Below are 16,779 nucleotides of genomic sequence, written 5' to 3' on the forward strand. Positions count from 1 at the left end.
CGGGCGCATACTCCGGGCCTTCCCCGCATCGACGGACATCCGCCATGGACCAGAAAACCATCCAGCTGCGCCTGCGCAGCGCCAACATCACCGAGGGCAAGTCGCGCGCCCCGAACCGCTCCATGTACTACGGCATGGGCTACAAGGAGACCGACTTCGGCAAGCCGATGGTGGGCGTGGCCAACGGCCACAGCACCATCACCCCCTGCAACAGCGGCCTGCAGAAGCTGGCCGACGCCGCGGTGCAGGGCATCGAGGAAGCCGGCGGCAACCCGCAGATCTTCGGCACCCCGACCATCAGCGACGGCATGGCCATGGGCACCGAGGGCATGAAGTACTCGCTGGTCTCGCGCGAGGTGATCGCCGACTGCATCGAGACCTGCGTGCAGGGCCAGTGGATGGACGGGGTGGTGGTCGTGGGCGGCTGCGACAAGAACATGCCCGGCGGCATGATGGGCATGCTGCGCGCCAACGTGCCGGCCATCTACGTCTACGGCGGCACCATCCTGCCCGGCAAGTGGAAGGGCCAGGACCTGAACATCGTCAGCGTGTTCGAGGCCGTGGGCCAGAACGCCGCCGGCAAGATGAGCGACCAGGAACTGAAGGACATCGAGCAGCACGCCATCCCCGGCACCGGCTCCTGCGGCGGCATGTACACCGCCAACACGATGTCCTCGGCCTTCGAGGCGATGGGCATGTCGCTGCCCTATTCCTCCACCATGGCCAACCCGCACGACGAGAAGCAGAACTCGGCGAAGGAATCGGCCAAGGTGCTGATGGAAGCCATCCGCAAGGACCTGAAGCCGCGCGACATCGTCACGCGCAGGTCGCTGGAGAACGCGGTGGCGGTGATCATGGCCACCGGCGGCTCCACCAACGCGGTGCTGCACTTCCTGGCCATCGCCCATGCGGCGGGCGTGGAGTGGACCATCGACGACTTCGAGCGCATCCGCAAGCGCACGCCCGTGATCTGCGACCTCAAGCCCTCGGGCAAGTACCTCGCGGTGGACCTGCACGAGGCGGGCGGCATCCCGCAGGTGATGAAGCTGCTGCTGAACGCCGGTCTGCTGCACGGCGACTGCATCACGATCACCGGCAAGACCATCGCCGAGACGCTGAAGGACATCCCCGACCAGCCGCCGGCGGGCCAGGACGTGATCCGCACGATCGGCAACCCCATGTACAAGGAAGGCCACCTGGCGATCCTGAAGGGCAACCTCTCGCCCGAAGGTGCGGTGGCCAAGATCACCGGGCTGAAGAACCCGGTGATTACCGGCCCGGCGCGCGTGTTCGATGACGAGCAGTCGGCGCTGCAGGCCATTCTGGACGGCAAAATCCAGGCCGGCGACGTGATGGTACTCCGCTACCTCGGCCCCAAGGGCGGCCCGGGTATGCCGGAGATGCTCGCGCCGACGGGCGCGCTCATCGGTGCGGGGCTGGGCGAGAGCGTGGGCCTGATCACCGACGGCCGCTTCTCGGGTGGCACCTGGGGCATGGTGGTGGGCCACGTCGCGCCGGAAGCGGCGGCGGGCGGCACCATCGCCTTCGTGCACGAGGGCGACTCGATCACCATCGACGCGCACCAGCTGAAGCTGCAGCTCAACGTGACGGACGAGGAGATCGCGAAGCGCCGCGCCAACTGGACGCAACCGGAGCCACGTTACACCCGCGGCGTGCAGGCCAAGTTCGCGTTCAACGCGTCGAGCGCCAGCAAGGGGGCGGTGCTGGATCACTTCTGAGCGCGGGCCGGTGCCCCCCCAGAAAGAAGAAAGCGGCCCGCACGGGCCGCTTTTTCTTGGCTCTTCACCGAATTCGGGGAACCAACGCGAAGTGCGGCCGACGGCTACCACGGTTCGCCGGTTGCCTCCGACCCGGACCAGGACGTGACCGTCCGCCTCTGCGACTGTCCCCCGGCGCGGATGAAAAGCGTGCCCCAGTTTGGCGCCGCGCCCGCGCCTCCTCCTTTATGTCGCCGAGTCGGACGATCACGCCCTGGTCCTCCGCGGCGCGGGTGCAAGCGCACCGTCCATCAGTGAGCGCGCTTCGAGCGTCGGCGACCGCGTCAACCGAAGCCGCCCCCTTGCGACCGACACGCTGCAGGACCAGTCCGTGGCTGTCCGGCTCAGCGACATCAAGGAGGAGGCGCGGGCGCGGCGCCGGCACGAGCAACGGTTCTCATCCGCGCCGGGGGACAGTCGCTGAGACGGACAGACACGGGCTGGTCCGGCCCGAGCGGCGCGACGTCCACCGAACACGGCTCCCAGCGGTTGCCTACCAACTCAATACCCGGTCACGGGAGACTTTAGGCTTTGCCACCCCTGCCGATACATTCGCAGCGTGGGTGTTGCGCTGACCCGTTGAACGCACTAAGAACCCTATTCATTGCGGATCAGCGAACCGGCCCCTGGCGCGAAAGCATCACCTCGCGCCCCGACGGGTCGAGGACCAGCCCCGTCAGCGAGTCGACGCCGGCCTTGGGAGCCACACGCCGGAACGTGAGGCCGGCGTCCCCGCTGCGCAGCAGTGAGCCATCGACCGAGGCAGCGACCACTCCGCCGCCGTTGGTCTTTTCCTGGATGGCGACGATGGATGCGGCCGTGCCGCTGTCCACCCGGGTCCAGCCGCCCACGCCGTCGGCGCTGCGGTAGACGGTCCCGCGCAGGCCCGCGACGAGCACGCTGCCGTCGGCCAGGCCGGCACCTGTCCAGAACGATCCTTTGTAGCCGGTCGCGACGTAGCTCCAGCCCTGCCCGCGGTCCACGGACCGCAGCAGCGTGCCGCGCTCGGAGGTCGCATAGAGCTCGCCGCGCGGCGTGGCGAACAGGCCGTACAGGTTCAGGTCGGCCTTCTTCGCGCCCTCCGGCGTGGGCAGCACGACGGGCGTCCAGGTGCGCCCGCCGTCCCGGGTCGCCAGCACCAGCGACCACAGCCCCACGGCCACGCCCTCGCGGGCGTCGAAGAAGTGCACGCCGAACAGGGGCCTGTCCTCCTGCAGGGACTGGCGCTGGACGGTCCAGGACTCGCCGCCGTCGCTGGTGTGCAGCACCACGCCCCAGTGGCCGACCGCCCAGCCCTCGCGCGCATCGGCGAAGCTGACGGCGTTCAGCTGCACGTCCACCGGCACGCTGGCGGCCTGCCGCCACGATGCACCGTCGTCGTCGGAGAGCAGCACGACCCCGTGGTCGCCCACGGCCACCAGGCGCGCGCCGGCCCGGGTGCCGGCCAGCAGCTTGGCGCTGGCGGCGTGCGCCACGCGGGCGGCAGCCTGGATGCGGGGCACAGCCCCCTCGGCGGCCACCGCGTCGCCCGTGGCGCCGGCGAGGAGCGCGGCGGCAAGCAGCGCCGGCGCAAGGCGAAGGACATTTTTCATCGCATCTCCTAGTGCTGCAGGATGCCGGGCGCATGCACCGCGGAACGGCGCGGGAACAGCCGTTCCAGCCACACCGCGAAGGCGGGCAGCGCGGTCATCGCCATGACCATGTTGACCATGAACATGAAGGCCAGCAGCTTGCCCATGTCGGCCTGGAACTTGAGTTCCGAGAAGGCCCAGGTCGCCACGCCGATGGCCAGCGTGATGGCCGTGAAGATCGTGGCGGTGCCCACTTCCAGGATCGCGTGCTCCACGGCCTTGACCACCGGCTGGCCGTGCGCCAGGTGCAGCTGCAGCCGGTTGTAGATGTAGAAGGCGTAGTCCACGCCGATGCCCACCGCCAGCACCATCACCGGCAGCGTGGCGACGGTGAGCCCGATCTCCAGCTCCTTCATGAACCAGTAGCCGATGAAGGTGCCCACGGTCAGCGGCAGGCAGCAGGCCAGCACGGCGCGGAAGTCGCGGTACACCGCGAACACCAGCAGCACGATGGCCGCGTAGACGTACAGCATCATCGGCAGCTCGCTGTGCTCGACCTCCTCGTTGATGGCCGCCAGCACGCCCGCATTGCCCGAGGCCAGCCGGATCTTCACGCCCGGCTCCGACTGCGTGTCGCGGAAGGCCTTGACCGCCGCGATCACGCCGTTGATGGTGGTCGCCTTGTGGTCCGTCAGGAACAGGTGCACCGCCGTCATGCTGCAGTCCTTGCGCATCATGCCGCGCACCCGCGCGATCTCGGTGGCGAGCGCGGCGTAGTTGCCCGGGTCGATGGGCACGACGCCCATCTTCGGGTTGCCCTCGTTGTAGCCCTCGTTGTACAGGCGCAGCTGGCCCGCGAAGGACGAGATCGACAGCACCCCCGCCACCGGCTGCATGGCCCAGACGAAGCGGTCCTGGAACAGGCCCATGTTCACGTTGTCGCAGCTGTCCGGGGCCGCCTCGAAGACCACCGTCAGCCAGTCCAGGCCGGTGTCGTAGTTGCCCGCGATGGCCACGGCATCGCGGTTGAAGCGCGCGTCCGCCCGCAGTTCCGGCGCGCCCGGCTGCAGCGTGCCGATCACGCGGTCGCGGCTTTGCCACACCGCGCCGACAAACACGGCCGCCACCACCGCGAGGGTCCAGGCCGCGGCCTTCGGCTGCGCCAGCCGCGCCACCACCCGCAGCCAGCCGGCACGCTGCTCGCGCTGGCGCATGGCGTCGCGGGCGTAGCCGCTGTCGACGCGGAAGAAGGAGGCCGCGATCGGCAGCATCAGCAGGTTGGTGACGATCTTGAAGCCGACGCCGAGCGCCGCCGTGATCGCCAGCTCCCGCACCATCGGGATCGGGATCAGCAGCAGCGTGACGAAGGAGACGAAGGCGGTGACCAGCGCCAGCGTGCCCGGGATCAGCAGGCCCGTGAAGCTGGCCCGCGCCGCCTCCAGGCAGGTCTTGCCGTGCGAGATCTCCCGCACGATGAAGTTGATCTGCTGCACGCCGTGCGAGACGCCGATGGCGAACACCAGGAAGGGCACCAGCACCGCCAGCGGGTCCAGCCCGAAGCCGAACAGGCGCACGGCGCCGAACTGCCACACCAGCGAGGTCAGGGAGCAGACGATGGGCAGGATCGTGAACGGCACCGAACGGCAGTACCAGTACACGGCCAGCGCGGTCAGCAGCAGCGCCACCAGGCAGAACTCCAGCACCGCGGACGCGCCGGCGGCGATGTCGCCGATCTGCTTGGCGAAGCCGATGATCTGGACCTCGAAGCCGGCATCTTCGAACCTGGCCCGGATCTCTTCCTCGAGCACGCGGTTGTAGGCCACGTAGTCCAGGTGCGTGCCGTCCTTGTCGGTCTCCGACAGCTCCGCCACCACCATCGCGCTGGACTGGTCGCGCGACACCAGCGTGCCCACGAAACCGCCCTGCGCCGCGGCGGCGCGGATGCCGGCGATCGTCTCCGGCGTCAGCTGCGCCGGCGAGACCGTCCCCGCGATCAGCGGGTCGGCGCGGAAGCCGTCCTCGGTGATCTCGTTGACGAAGGTGTTGGGCGTCCAGAGCGACTGCACGCCCACGCGGTCCACGTTGGGCAGGAAGGTCACGGCCTGCGTCACCTCGTAGAGGCGCTGCAGTCCGGCCTTCGTCCAGATCTCCCCCTGGCGCGCCTTGACCACGATGTTCAGCCGGTTCGCGCCCAGCGTGTCGTTGCGGTACTGCTGGAACGTGGCGGTGTATTCGTGGTGCAGCGGCATCTGCTTGTCGAAGCCGGCTTCCATGCGCAGTTGCAGGGCGAACCAGCCCATGACCGCGGTGATCGCGGCCATGGCGAGCAGCAGGGCGGCGCGATGCCGGAAGCAGAACGCTTCCAGCCGCGCGAGCAGGCGGGCGCCCGCGCCGGGGGGAGTGGAGGTGCTCACGATGGGAGGACGCCTAGAAGTTGCGGGACAGGTACATGCCGAAGAAGTCGCGGTCGCCCAGCGGCTGGTCCAGCGAGCTCGCGCCGCCCCGGAACATCGCGTAGTTGAAGCCGAACTGCCACTTCGTCGGGTTCTGCGCGAAGTTCAGGTAGAGGTTGGCCGACTTGGCGCCCTTCATGAACAGGCCGGAGGCGTTCGGCGTGCGGCCGGAGAGCGCCTGGAAGTAGTAGACGCCCGGCGTCACCTGCCAGCCGGGCACCAGCGTGCCGTCGTACACCCAGCTGAAATCGAAGTTGATGCCGCTGGAGGTCTTGGTGCCCACCGGCACCGGCGCGGCCGTCGGGTCGGTCTCCTGGCCCCAGCCCCAGCCGCCCGCGGCGACGGGGTCGCCGCCATAGGTCGGCTGCAGGTTGGGATAGCGGATCACGACGGCTTCCGCCAGCAGGGTCGCGGTCTGGGCGCCCACCGCCTGCAGGAAGCCGCCGCCGGTGCCGTTCGGCGTCAGGCTCAGGAGGCCCGTCAGGTGCCACTGGAAGCGCTTCTCGTCCACCCAGCAGTTGCCGTTCTGCGACGTGCAGCCGCTGTTGGCATTGAGGGCGACCGCGTCGCGCGGCCGGTACGAGAGCTCGGTGCCGACGGCCCAGTCGCCGAGCGGGAAGTTCGCGCTGACGCCATACAGCTTGCGGTCCTCCAGGTAGGTCCACCCGAGGGCGCCATTGCGGTCCGCGTTGAAGCTGAAGTTCGGCGTCTTGTCGTGGTAGTTGAGGAAATAGGCGCCCAGGTTCAGCTGGGTGCCCGCCGGCTGGTACTTCACCGCCGCGCCCCACTGGCCCGCGTTCTTCGCGTCCACGTCCACCAGGCCGTAGGCATCGGCGCCCTTGCCGAGCCCGTTGACGACCGACCAGTAGCTGCCCGTCGGCGGGAAGTAGCTCTTGTTCCAGTTGGTCTGGACGTAGGCTTCGACGTTCACGCCGCGCGCCACGCCGCTCGCCACGCTCACCATCGGCGCCGGCAGGAAGACTTCCTTCAGCTGCGTGCCGGGCTGCGAGAGCCGCATGATGTCGACCGCGTTGGTGCTGTTGATGCCACCGGGCAGGAACAGGCTCTCGCCCCAGCTGATCACCTGGTTGCCCACGCGCACGCGGGCATGCTGCTCGCCCACCTCGAAGCCCTTGCTGACCCACAGGTCCAGCAGGCGCGCCTTGAAGGTCAGGTCGTCGCGCGCCGAGTCGGACAGGCCGTCGGTCAGGTTCGGCGGCGTCGTGGCGCTCAGGATGCCGGTGGTGTGCGTGGCGGTGAAGTCGCGCACCCAGTTGGCGCGCGCCATGGCCGTCACCTCGCTGGGCAGCTTGAGCAGCAGCTCGTGGTTGCCCTTGAGGTAGGTGGTGAAGGCATCGCCGCGCCCGTAGTTCAGGTTGCCCTGGTCGCCCAGCATCGAAGTGGGTGCGAGGCAGCCCGCGGGCGCACCGGGCCCGCTGGCCCCCTGGATCACCAGGTCGCACGCCGGCTGGCGCGTGCGGATCCCGGCGCCCACCGTGATGGTGGAGTCGAAGCTGCCCCGGATGCTTTCCGTCTCGAATGTGAACGCCTGGCTGCCGCCCGATGCCAGCAGTGCGCAGGCGAGTGCGATGGCGCGCGGCGCGCCGGCTCGTTTCTCTTGCATGGTCCCCTCTCGTTCTTGTGTTGCCGGATGCGGCCGCTCAGCGCTCGCTGATCGCGCGCAGGTTGTCGGAGGTGTAGAAGTTCTCGCGGAACCGCTGCTCCTTCGCCTCCACCACCCAGCGGAAGTCCTTGCCCGAGGCGAGCGGCGCCTGGTCGACCAGGTAGCGCCCTTCCGTCAGGTTGTACTGGACGAAGGCGGGGTTGTCGCAGCTGCCCGTCTCGTACACCGGGATCACGAAGGCCTCGCGCAGCTTCCACAGCTTGCCCTGGGCGTCGTAGTCGTCGGCGGCGACCAGCGACCAGCTGTCCTCGTCGATGTAGAAGGTGCGCCTGGGCGACACGTGCCGCACGCCCGCCTTGACGGTCGCTTCGACGACCCACACGCGGTGCATCTCGTAGCGGCGCTGCGCCGGGTCGATGGCGTCGGCCTTGGCGACGGCGTCGAACTTCACCGCCGGGTCGTACATGCCGAAGGCGTTGTAGCCCACCAGCATTTCCTTCTTGCCCACCAGCTTCCAGTCGAAGCGGTCGATGGTGCCGTTGAACACGCGCGGCTCGTCGATCAGGTACTGGTTCTCGAAGCCGATCTGCGGCGCGTCGTAGGCGTAGGTCGGCATGCGGCGCACGCGGCGCTGGCCGGGGAAGTAGTAGAAGGTCTCGCTCGCGGCGTTCGAGTAGTTCGCGAAGATGAGCGCCTGGCCGGCCAGCGCGGCGGGCGACTCGTACGCGAAGTAGGTGTAGTACTCCATCTGAGGCAGCTGCGACAGCGGCTTGGAGCCCTTGTTGCCCCAGGGGTAGAAGTAGGTCTGGTTGGAGGTCGCGGCCACCCACTCGCTGCCGCCCTTGCGCGGCGACAGCGCCGTGTACAGGCGGGGCATGTCCAGGCCCACGCCCGCGTACTTCATCTTGGTGTTCCACATCGCCTGCGCGCCGTTCTGCGGCACCGGGAAGGGAATGCCGGGCATCGCGGCTTCCTGCAGGCTCCAGCCATCCGCGCCCAGCTTCGCGCCGCCGGCGGCGTTCTTCTTCGTGTTCTCGGCCACGAAGTCGGGGCTGCCGCAGGTGCGGCGCGTGGGGTACACGTCCATGCGGTAGCCCTTCACCTGCTTGACCAGGGCGAGCTGGCCGGGCGAGAGCTTGTCCGCGTGCTTGTCGACGTTGGACGCGTCGACGGAGTACAGGGGCTTGTCGCCCTTGAAGCGGAAGAAGTCCTCGCGCCGCTTGCCCGGGGCCCAGCCGGGCTGGGCCGGGTCCGCGGCGGCATAGGCGGGGATCAGGCCGTCCTTGCTGGCGGCGGCCTCGCCGCCCAGGGGCGTCAGCTCCTTGCCGAGCCGGCCGGCATCGGATTGCGCGTGGGCCGGCGCGGCCAGCCCCAGGGTGGCGGCGGCCAGGGCCGCCCAGGCGAATCGGGTCTTGCGTTCGTGCGACATGGTGGCTCCGGAAAGGGGGGTCGGGTGGCGGAGGAGCTTCACTTCGGGATGCTGATCACCTGCGGCTGCGTGACGGCCTTCAGGCCCTCGGCGCCGAACTCCACGCCCCAGCCGGATTTCTTGCTGCCGCCGAAGGGCACCATGGGATGCACCATGCCGTGCTGGTTGATCCAGACCGTGCCGGCCTGCAGGCGGGCGGCGACGGACTTCGCCTTCTGCACGTCGGGGCTCCACACCGAGGCGCCGAGGCCCACGTCGAGCCCGTTGGCGCTGCGCACCGCGTCGTCGACGCTGCGGTACTTGATGATCGGCAGCACCGGGCCGAACTGCTCCTGGTCGACCAGGCTGGCGCCGTCGGCGATGTCGGTGACGAGCGTCAGCGGGTAGAAGTTGCCCGGGCCCTGCGGCGCCTCGCCGCCGCAGACGATGGTCGCGCCGCCCTGGCGCGCCTGCTCCACCAGCTCGGTGACCTTGCGGAACTGCATCGCGTTCTGGATCGGGCCGACCACGGTCTCGGCCTGCATGCCGTCGCCCATGGGCATGCCCTCGGCCAGCACCTTGAGCTCGGCGACGATGGCGTCGTGGCGGCTCTCGGGCACGTAGAGGCGCTTGATGGCGGCGCAGGTCTGGCCCATGTTGATGAAGGCGCCCCAGAACAGGCCGATCGCGATCTGCTTCGGATCGGCGTCGTCCAGCACGATGGCGGCGTCGTTGCCGCCCAGCTCCATGGTGGTGGGCGTGAGGTGGCGGGCGGCGGTGGCGGCGATCTTCGCGCCGGTGGCGCCGGAGCCGGTGAACATGATCTTGTCGACGGCGGGGTTGTCCACCAGCGCGGCGCCGACTTCGCCGTCGCCGCTGACCGTGTTCAGCACGCCGGCCGGCAGCACCTGTGCGATCAGGCGCACCAGCTCGAGGCTGCAGATGCTGGTGTACTCGGAGGGCTTGAGCACCACCGTGTTGCCGGCGCGCAGCGAGGGGATCATCTGCCAGATGGCGATCAGCAGCGGCCAGTTCCAGGGCGCGATGGCGGCCACCACGCCGAAGGGCCGGCGGTGCACCTCGTCGCGGCGGCTGTTGTCCTCGAAGGCCACTTCGACCGGCAGCTCCAGGCTGGCCGGCACGCGCGTCCAGGTCTCGCAGCCCCACAGCTCGAAGCGGGAGCCCGGCACGTTGCCGGGGCCGACGCCGCCCAGCGGCTTGCCCTGCTCGCGCGTGACCCACTGCGACAGGTAGTCGGCGTTCTCCTTGATCACGTCCGCCACCTTGTGCAGCAGCTCGCGGCGCGTCTCGTCCGGCAGGGCCGCCCACGCGGGCTGCGCCGCCTTCGCCGCCGCGACGGCGGCCGCGACTTCCTGGCGGGTCGAGCGGGGCACCAGCCCGATCGCTTCGCCCGTGGCCGGGTTCCTGGATTCGAAGCTGCTGGCGGAATGGACCTGGCGGCCATTCACGGTGTTCGTGAAGCTTTGCATGCGCTGTTCTCCTGGCCCGGGGGGCACGTTGATGTCAGCGGGAGTTTCTGGAATTCCGCGGCGGCGGGCATCGCGTAGATTCGCTGCGGGTTTCCCCTGCCGTCGCGGGCGCGCATGACACCACCCCCGACGCGGCATCGCGAAAGTTCGCGATTCGTCCCGCGCGGGCCCGGCCTAGACTGCGCTCGCGACGGCGACCCAGCCGTCCGGAGACCGACATGCCACTTCATCCGGCCCGAGGCGCACTGCCCCTGGGGCTCTCGCTCCTGATCGCCGCCGGCGCCGCGCAGGCGCAACTCGCCGTCGAAACGCTGGCGATGGAACCGCTGGCGCCGGCGGACGCCCATCGCATCTACCTGAGCGATCCCACCATGCCGCACCTGGTCGACGGCCGCATCCACGTGATCGACGGCGCCGCCATGAAGTACCTGGGCATGGTCGGGAGCGGCTTCGCAGGCAGCAGCGTCGTTTCGCCCGACCGCAAGACGCTGTACGTGGCCACGACCTATCTCAGCCGGTTGCAACGCGGCACCCGCACGGACGTCATCGAGGCCTACGACACCGGCGACCTCACCCTGCGCTACGAGATCGAGATTCCCGCCAAGCACGCGCAGTCGCTCCCGATCAAGGCGCTGACGGCGGCAACCGGCGACGGGCGCTTCCTGCTGGTGCAGAACGCGACGCCGGCGACTTCGATCACCGTGGTCGACCTGGCGCAGAAGCGCGTTGCCAGCGAAATCGCCAACCCCGGCTGCTGGGGCGTGATTCCCTGGCCCTCGGCACCGGCGAAGTTCACCACCGTGTGCGGGGACGGGACCCTGGCCACCTTCGAGCTGAATTCCGAGGGTAAGGCGCAGGAGCCGCTGGTCACGAAGTCCTTCTTCGATCCGGACCGCGATCCCGTCTTCATGCACTACGAGATGCTCGGGGACGAGCTGCTGATGGTCTCGTACTACGGCGCGCTCTATTCCGTCCAGCTGGCCGGCGCGGCGCCAACCGTGCGCGAGCCCTGGAACTTCATCGACGCCGCGGCCCGCAAGCAGCGCTGGGCGCCCGGCGGCTACGCGCTGTTCGCGCTCGACCCCGACACGCGCCGGCTCTACGTGGGCATGCACGACCAGCAGGCCGAAGGCTCGCACAAGAATCCCGCCAAGGAACTCTGGGTGCTGGACCTCGCCGCCCGCAAGCGGATCGCCCGCCTGCCGGGGGACCTGGCGCTGTCGATGGCGATGACCCGCTCGGCGCCGCGCCGCCTGTACCTCCTGAGCGCCGCCGACAACAAGCTGGTGAGCTTCGACCCGGCCAACCCGCGCGCCCGCAAGCGCTCCGCCCCCTTCGGCGAGACGCCCATCTACCTGGAGCTGCACTGATGACGCCCGCCCTCGACCCGGTGGTGGCGCACGCGACGGCCTCCGCGCTCGCCGCCGTCTTCCTGCTCGCCGGGCTCGGCAAGCTGCGCGATCCGGCGCTCTTCCGCGCCACCGTCGACAACTATCGGCTGCTGCCCGAGCCGCTGGTCGCCGCGTTCGCCTGGCTGCTCCCGCTGGCGGAATGCGCTGCCGGCGTGCTGCTGTTCGCGGACGGCACGCGCGCGACCGGCAGCTTGCTGGCCGCTCTGCTGCTCGTTCTCGTGTCCATCGCCATCGCCGTGAACATCCGGCGCGGCCGCACGCACCTCGATTGCGGCTGCGGCCTCGGCACGGAGGTCCCCATCGGCCCCGGCCTGCTCGTGCGCAACGCCGTGCTCGTCGCGGCGGCGCTGCTCCTGCTGCTGCCGGTGGCGCCGCGCGCGACCGTGTGGCTGGACCTCCTCGCCGCCCTCTTCCTCGCCCTCTTCCTCTTCGGCCTGCAGGCGCTCGCCACCGCGCTGCTCGCCCAACACGCCCGTCTCCAGTCCCTCAGGAATCTGCCATGATCGAAGCCCTCATCGTCTCCAACATCCTGCTGTGGCTGGCCGTGCTGGCCCTGCTGGCCACGGTGCTCGCACTCGGCCGCCAGATCGGCATCCTGTACGAGCGCATCGCGCCCATGGGCGCGCTGATGATGGACAGCGGCCCCGGCGTCGGCCAGCCCGCGCCCGTGTTCGCGCTGCCCGCGCTGGGCGGCGGCCAGGTGAACATCGGCGGCACCGGCCCGCGCAATACCCTGCTGTTCTTCCTCTCGCCCACCTGCCCGGTCTGCAAGAAGCTGCTGCCGATCCTGAAGTCGGTGCAGAAGGCGGAAGCGTCCACCACGCAGGTGGTGCTGGCCTCGGACGGCGAGCTGCCCGAACACGAGGAGTTCCGCCAGCGCGCCGACCTGGGCGCCTTCCCCTACGTGCTCTCGGCGGAGCTCGGCATGCGCTTCCACGTGAGCAAGCTGCCCTACGCGGTGCTGATGGATGCGCAGGGCACCGTCCGCGCCAAGGGCCTCGTTAACTCGCGCGAGCAGCTGGAGAGCCTGCTGGCCGCGCAGGAACTCGGCGTGGCCTCGGTCCAGCAATACCTCGAAGGCCAGCCGGCGAAGGCCAGCGCATGAACCGCCTGTTCGCATTCATCGACCGGCTGGCGGAGCGCAATACACGGACGCTCGCCAGCCGCACCTCCCGCCGCGGCATGCTGGCACGGATCGGCCGCGTGGCACTCGGCTCCGCGCTGGCGCTGCCGGTGCTGCCCTTCGACCGCACCTCGCAGGCGCACGCCGCCGGCGCGCACGGCGCCGCCGGCGGCAAGAAGAAGCCGGGCACCACGGACTGCGACTACTGGCGCTACTGCTCGGTGGACGGCTTTCTCTGCTCGTGCTGCGGGGGCAGCGCCACCACCTGCCCGCCGGGAACCTCGCCTTCCAAGGTGACCTGGGTCGGCACCTGCCACAACCCCGCGGACGGCCGCGACTACCTGGTCAGCTACAACGACTGCTGCGGACGCACGACCTGCGGCCGCTGCTTCTGCAACACCAATCACGGCGACCGCCCCGGCTACCGGCTCGGCGTGCACAACGACGTCAACTGGTGCATGAGCAACGACAGCTCCATGTACCACTGCACCGTGTCGGTCATCGTCGGCGTGGCGGAGAAGGAATGATGAATCGCAACTGCATCGCAACACTGGCGGCCGCGGCCGCCCTCGCCGGCACCGCGCCGGCCTTCGCCCAGGACACGGGCCCGGGACAGGCCTTCTTCGAGCGCCAGTGCGCGGCCTGCCACCAGAAGGGGGGCACGGGCCTGGCGGGCCTGGCGCCGCCGCTCGCGGGCGCGCTCGGGCCCGTGCTCGCGGCGCCGGAAGGCCGCGACTACCTGCTCCAGGTCATGGTGAACGGCCTCTCCGGCAAGATCGTCTCCAAGGGGCAGCTGTTCAACCTGGCGATGCCGCCGCAGGGAGGCTTCTCCGACCCCGAGCTCGCCGACGCCGCCCGCTATGTCGCCAGCCTGAACGGAAGCACCGCATCGTTCGCGGCCGAGGACGTGGCGCGGGCCCGCGGCACCACCGTCACCCACAAGCAGCTGCGCGAACTGCGCGAGCGCCTGCTGAAGTGACCATGCGCCCGGCCGCCCTGCTCTTGTCCGGCGCCCTGCTGGCCGCAGGCGGCGCCGCGGCCGCCGGCGACGAGGCCCGGGCCCGGCTGCAGTACCTGCAGCATTGCTCCGGCTGCCACCTCGTCGACGGCAGCGGATCGCCCACCAAGGGCATCCCCTCCATGCGCGGCATGCTGGGGCGCTTCCTCCAGGTGCCCGGCGGGCGCGAGTTCATCGTGCAGGTTCCCGGCGTCATGAACTCCGCGCTGCGCGACGCCGACGTCGCGAACCTGATGAACTGGCTGGTGCCCGCGGTTTCCGCCGCGACCCTGCCCGCCGGCTTCCAGCCGTACACGGCGCAGGAGATCGCGCGGCTGCGCAGCAGCCGGCCGGCGGACATCATGGCTTTCCGCGCCCGGCTGGTGCGGGAGATGAAGGACCCGGGGACGCCTTGAGGCTCAGGCCGCCAGCGGCACGCCGGTGATCTGCGAGAGTTCGCGCATCAGCTTCGCCGTGGAGTTCACGCCGAGCTTCTGCCGCATGCTGCGCAGCTGGTGGTCGATGGTGGAGCAGGAGCGATCGAGCTTGCGCGCGATCTCCTTGTAGCTGCAGCCGGCCAGCACCAGCTCCGCCACCCGCGTCTCCGCCGGCGTGAGCCCGGGCAGGCAGGTGCGCGAAGGCAGCGGCGAGGCGGCGTTCGAGGGCCCCTGCGCGAGTTCCTGCGCGGCGCCGAGGATGGGGCCCATCACTTCGCGCGCGAGATGGTCGGCGTGCTCGCAATCGTCCGCGGACCAGGCGAAGGCCCGGTGGCTGTCCACGCAGACCAGGCCCACGTCGCGGCCGCGGTCGCGCAAGGCGATCGCGATCTTGCTGCGGGTGCCCACCGAGAGCAGCGCGCTGCGCATGGGCGCGCTGATGCGGCGGTCGTCCTGCGCGTTGTGGAAGACGATCGCGCGCTCCGCCCCCCAGACCGTGCGGATGGCTTCCTCGCCGGTGTGGAACCGGGCGCCGAGCACGGAGGGCAGCTCGATGTCGTCGCGGCGCCGCTCGATGCGCGGGGTGTACACCGGGTCGGCGGCCCGGGCGAAGCCCCCGTCCACCCGGTCGGCGCCGGTCTCCGACAGCAACCAGCTCGTGCACACCGTCCAGCAGGCGGCGGGATCGTCGAGGTACAGCAGCATTTCCGCCGCGACGCCGCGCGATTCGCGCGACAGGCGGCCCGGATGCAGGAGGCGGTCCCTCAGGTCAGCCTGCACTGCGAACAGGTGCTGGGCATCGGGACGATGCGCGCCGTTTTCCATACTGCGTGTTCCTTTCCTGTCGAAGAAATCCGCCCACCCCCGCCGCGGGGGCGCACCCGGGACCTACTCGGGGATCACCGCCGTGGCCTCGATCTCCACCTTCGCGCGGTCCTCCATCAGCGCCGTCACTTCCACGGCGGTCATCGCGGCGTTGTAACTGCCGATGATCTCGCGGAAGGCGCGGCCCACGTCGCGGCCGGCGGCCAGGTACTCGCGCTTGTCGGTGACGTACCAGGTCATGCGCACGATGTGCTCCGGCCGGCCGCCGGCTTCGCGCAGCACGTCGACGATGTTCTGCAGCGCCTGCTGCGCCTGGCCGGCGAAATCGTCGGTGTGGAACACGCCCTGGGCGTCCCAGCCGATCATGCCGGCGATGTAGACCTGGCGGCCGGTGACGGTGACGCCGTTCGCGTAGCCCTTGGGACGGGGCCAGCCGGCGGGGAGAAGCACTTGCATCGGGGTTCCTCGGATGGTTTGATATCTCGGTGGCGCGCCGCGCTCAGCGGCCCGCCTTCAACAGTTCGCGGGCGATGATCAGCTGCTGGACCTCGGTCGCGCCTTCGTAGATGCGCAGGCTGCGGATCTCGCGGTAGAGACGCTCCACGGGCATGCCGCTGCGCACGCCCAGGCCGCCGAACATCTGCACGGCGGCGTCGATCACCTGCTGCGCGCCCTCGGTGGCGGTCATCTTGGCCATGGCGGCCTCCCGGGTGACGGCGCGGCCCTGGTCGCGCTGCCAGGCAGCGCGGTAGGTCAGGAGCGCGGACGCGTCGATGGTGGTCGCCATCTGGGCCAGCTTGGCCTGCGTGAGCTGGAAGTCGGCCAGCGTGCCGTTGAACATCCTGCGGGAGGTGGCGTGCTGCAGCGCCTCCTCCATCGCGCGGCGGGCGAAGCCCAGGGCGGCGGCGGCCACGGAAGTGCGGAACACGTCCAGCGTGCGCATCGCGACCTTGAAGCCCTCGCCGGCGGCGCCGATCCGGTTCGCAGCGGGAATGCGGCAGTCGCTGAAGCGCAGGCGCGCCAGCGGGTGCGGCGCGATCACCTCGATGCGCTCGGCGATCTCGAAGCCCGGCGTGCCGGCTTCGACGATGAAGGCGCTGATGCCGCGCGCGCCCGGCGCCTCGCCGGTGCGCGCGAAGACCACGTACAGGTCGGCGATGCCGCCGTTGGAGATCCAGGTCTTCTCGCCGTCGAGGACGTAGTCCCCCCCCTCGGCGCGCGCCGCGCATTGCATGGCCGCCACGTCGGAGCCCGCATCCGGCTCCGACAGCGCGAAGGCGGAGATCGCCTCGCCGCGGGCCACCCTGGGCAGCCACTGCGCCTTCTGGGCCTCGCTGCCGGCGAGGCTGATCGCGCCGGAGCCCAGGCCCTGCATGGCGAAGGCGAAGTCCGCCAGGCCGTTGTGGCGCGCCAGCGTTTCGCGCAGCAGGCAGATGGAGCGGGTGTCGATGACGTCCGCCGCGCCGCCGTACTGCCGCCCGGCCACGGCGTGCGACAGCCAGCCGGCGGCGCCGAGCATGCGGACGAGGCGGCGGCAGTCGGCATCGACGTCGTCGCCGTGCACGTCGCGGACCTGGGCGGCGGCCCAGGGCTCCAGCGCCTGTTCGAGATCGCGGTGCCGCGGCTCGAAGAAGGGCCAGTCCAGGTGTTCGCGCTGCATC

At 70.2% G+C, this 16,779-nt stretch carries 15 protein-coding genes; 7 read left to right on the top strand and 8 right to left on the bottom strand.

Features of this window, described 5'->3' with window-relative positions; genetic code table 11:
* Positions 1 to 44: 44 nt before the first annotated feature.
* Positions 45 to 1,739, top strand: a complete 1,695-nt coding sequence (gene ilvD, locus JJ685_RS22260) for a dihydroxy-acid dehydratase (RefSeq protein ID WP_201676527.1) — start codon at positions 45 to 47, stop codon at positions 1,737 to 1,739.
* A 650-nt stretch (positions 1,740 to 2,389) separates the two neighbouring features.
* On the opposite strand, the gene JJ685_RS22265 is transcribed toward ilvD, so the two are convergent.
* From JJ685_RS22265 to JJ685_RS22285, 5 genes are all read right to left on the bottom strand, one after another.
* Positions 2,390 to 3,370 (bottom strand): WD40/YVTN/BNR-like repeat-containing protein, encoded by a 981-nt coding sequence (locus tag JJ685_RS22265; RefSeq protein WP_201676528.1) that lies wholly within the window; start codon positions 3,368 to 3,370, stop codon positions 2,390 to 2,392.
* Between the two features lie 8 nt (positions 3,371 to 3,378).
* Entirely contained in the window at positions 3,379 to 5,670 is a 2,292-nt protein-coding gene (locus JJ685_RS22270) for an efflux RND transporter permease subunit (RefSeq protein WP_201676617.1), read from the bottom strand.
* A gap of 106 nt (positions 5,671 to 5,776) precedes the next feature.
* Complete coding sequence (locus JJ685_RS22275) at positions 5,777 to 7,426, bottom strand: DUF1302 domain-containing protein (protein ID WP_201676529.1); 1,650 nt, start codon at positions 7,424 to 7,426, stop codon at positions 5,777 to 5,779.
* A 37-nt stretch (positions 7,427 to 7,463) separates the two neighbouring features.
* A complete protein-coding gene (locus JJ685_RS22280) occupies positions 7,464 to 8,855 on the bottom strand; it encodes a DUF1329 domain-containing protein (protein WP_201676530.1) in 1,392 nt (463 codons plus the stop codon).
* A 38-nt stretch (positions 8,856 to 8,893) separates the two neighbouring features.
* Positions 8,894 to 10,324, bottom strand: coding sequence for an aldehyde dehydrogenase family protein (locus JJ685_RS22285; protein ID WP_201676531.1), 1,431 nt, complete (start codon positions 10,322 to 10,324; stop codon positions 8,894 to 8,896).
* 218 nt (positions 10,325 to 10,542) lie between these two features.
* On the opposite strand from JJ685_RS22285, the gene JJ685_RS22290 reads away from it, so the two are divergent.
* The 6 genes from JJ685_RS22290 to JJ685_RS22315 are packed head-to-tail and all read left to right on the top strand — an operon-like array spanning position 10,543 to position 14,272.
* The gene (locus JJ685_RS22290; protein WP_201676532.1) at positions 10,543 to 11,694 is read left to right on the top strand and encodes an amine dehydrogenase large subunit; all 1,152 of its coding nucleotides are present in this window, start codon (positions 10,543 to 10,545) and stop codon (positions 11,692 to 11,694) included.
* On the top strand, positions 11,694 to 12,239 hold the full coding sequence (locus JJ685_RS22295; protein ID WP_201676533.1) for a MauE/DoxX family redox-associated membrane protein: 546 nt from the start codon (positions 11,694 to 11,696) through the stop codon (positions 12,237 to 12,239). Before JJ685_RS22290 ends, JJ685_RS22295 begins: the two co-directional genes overlap by 1 nt.
* Positions 12,239 to 12,841: a methylamine dehydrogenase accessory protein MauD gene (mauD, locus tag JJ685_RS22300; RefSeq protein ID WP_201676618.1), complete on the top strand. Its 603-nt coding sequence runs from the start codon at positions 12,239 to 12,241 to the stop codon at positions 12,839 to 12,841. Before JJ685_RS22295 ends, mauD begins: the two co-directional genes overlap by 1 nt.
* Complete coding sequence (locus JJ685_RS22305; protein ID WP_201676534.1) at positions 12,838 to 13,386, top strand: methylamine dehydrogenase light chain; 549 nt, start codon at positions 12,838 to 12,840, stop codon at positions 13,384 to 13,386. Before mauD ends, JJ685_RS22305 begins: the two co-directional genes overlap by 4 nt.
* A complete protein-coding gene (locus JJ685_RS22310; RefSeq protein ID WP_201676535.1) occupies positions 13,383 to 13,838 on the top strand; it encodes a c-type cytochrome in 456 nt (151 codons plus the stop codon). Before JJ685_RS22305 ends, JJ685_RS22310 begins: the two co-directional genes overlap by 4 nt.
* A 2-nt stretch (positions 13,839 to 13,840) precedes the next feature.
* Positions 13,841 to 14,272, top strand: coding sequence for a c-type cytochrome (locus tag JJ685_RS22315; protein WP_201676536.1), 432 nt, complete (start codon positions 13,841 to 13,843; stop codon positions 14,270 to 14,272).
* 3 nt (positions 14,273 to 14,275) lie between these two features.
* Here JJ685_RS22315 and JJ685_RS22320 read toward each other — a convergent pair whose 3' ends face one another.
* The 3 genes from JJ685_RS22320 to JJ685_RS22330 all read right to left on the bottom strand — a co-directional run bounded on the left by JJ685_RS22320 (position 14,276) and on the right by JJ685_RS22330 (position 16,778).
* Positions 14,276 to 15,118 carry a helix-turn-helix transcriptional regulator gene (locus JJ685_RS22320; RefSeq protein ID WP_201676537.1) on the bottom strand — a complete coding sequence of 281 codons (843 nt, stop codon included), beginning with the start codon at positions 15,116 to 15,118 and terminating at the stop codon, positions 14,276 to 14,278.
* A gap of 63 nt (positions 15,119 to 15,181) precedes the next feature.
* Complete coding sequence (locus JJ685_RS22325; RefSeq protein WP_201676538.1) at positions 15,182 to 15,574, bottom strand: RidA family protein; 393 nt, start codon at positions 15,572 to 15,574, stop codon at positions 15,182 to 15,184.
* 43 nt (positions 15,575 to 15,617) lie between these two features.
* Positions 15,618 to 16,778: an acyl-CoA dehydrogenase family protein gene (locus JJ685_RS22330; RefSeq protein ID WP_201676539.1), complete on the bottom strand. Its 1,161-nt coding sequence runs from the start codon at positions 16,776 to 16,778 to the stop codon at positions 15,618 to 15,620.
* Position 16,779 lies beyond the last annotated feature (1 nt).

It is taken from the genome of Ramlibacter monticola, from assembly GCF_016722785.1.
Taxonomy (GTDB): Bacteria; Pseudomonadota; Gammaproteobacteria; order Burkholderiales; family Burkholderiaceae_C; genus Ramlibacter; species Ramlibacter monticola.

What these genes read in the sequence shown, in the direction of transcription:
- JJ685_RS22295 (WP_201676533.1), top strand. Translation starts at nt 11,694, where the DNA reads ATGACGCCCGCCCTCGACCCGGTGGTGGCGCACGCGACGGCCTCCGCG.
- JJ685_RS22305 (WP_201676534.1), top strand. Translation starts at nt 12,838, where the DNA reads ATGAACCGCCTGTTCGCATTCATCGACCGGCTGGCGGAGCGCAATACA.
- ilvD (WP_201676527.1), top strand. Translation starts at nt 45, where the DNA reads ATGGACCAGAAAACCATCCAGCTGCGCCTGCGCAGCGCCAACATCACC.
- JJ685_RS22275 (WP_201676529.1), bottom strand. Translation starts at nt 7,426, where the DNA reads ATGCAAGAGAAACGAGCCGGCGCGCCGCGCGCCATCGCACTCGCCTGC.
- JJ685_RS22290 (WP_201676532.1), top strand. Translation starts at nt 10,543, where the DNA reads ATGCCACTTCATCCGGCCCGAGGCGCACTGCCCCTGGGGCTCTCGCTC.
- JJ685_RS22330 (WP_201676539.1), bottom strand. Translation starts at nt 16,778, where the DNA reads ATGCAGCGCGAACACCTGGACTGGCCCTTCTTCGAGCCGCGGCACCGC.
- JJ685_RS22315 (WP_201676536.1), top strand. Translation starts at nt 13,841, where the DNA reads ATGCGCCCGGCCGCCCTGCTCTTGTCCGGCGCCCTGCTGGCCGCAGGC.
- JJ685_RS22325 (WP_201676538.1), bottom strand. Translation starts at nt 15,574, where the DNA reads ATGCAAGTGCTTCTCCCCGCCGGCTGGCCCCGTCCCAAGGGCTACGCG.
- JJ685_RS22310 (WP_201676535.1), top strand. Translation starts at nt 13,383, where the DNA reads ATGATGAATCGCAACTGCATCGCAACACTGGCGGCCGCGGCCGCCCTC.
- JJ685_RS22280 (WP_201676530.1), bottom strand. Translation starts at nt 8,855, where the DNA reads ATGTCGCACGAACGCAAGACCCGATTCGCCTGGGCGGCCCTGGCCGCC.
- JJ685_RS22270 (WP_201676617.1), bottom strand. Translation starts at nt 5,670, where the DNA reads ATGGCCGCGATCACCGCGGTCATGGGCTGGTTCGCCCTGCAACTGCGC.
- JJ685_RS22320 (WP_201676537.1), bottom strand. Translation starts at nt 15,118, where the DNA reads ATGGAAAACGGCGCGCATCGTCCCGATGCCCAGCACCTGTTCGCAGTG.
- JJ685_RS22265 (WP_201676528.1), bottom strand. Translation starts at nt 3,370, where the DNA reads ATGAAAAATGTCCTTCGCCTTGCGCCGGCGCTGCTTGCCGCCGCGCTC.
- JJ685_RS22285 (WP_201676531.1), bottom strand. Translation starts at nt 10,324, where the DNA reads ATGCAAAGCTTCACGAACACCGTGAATGGCCGCCAGGTCCATTCCGCC.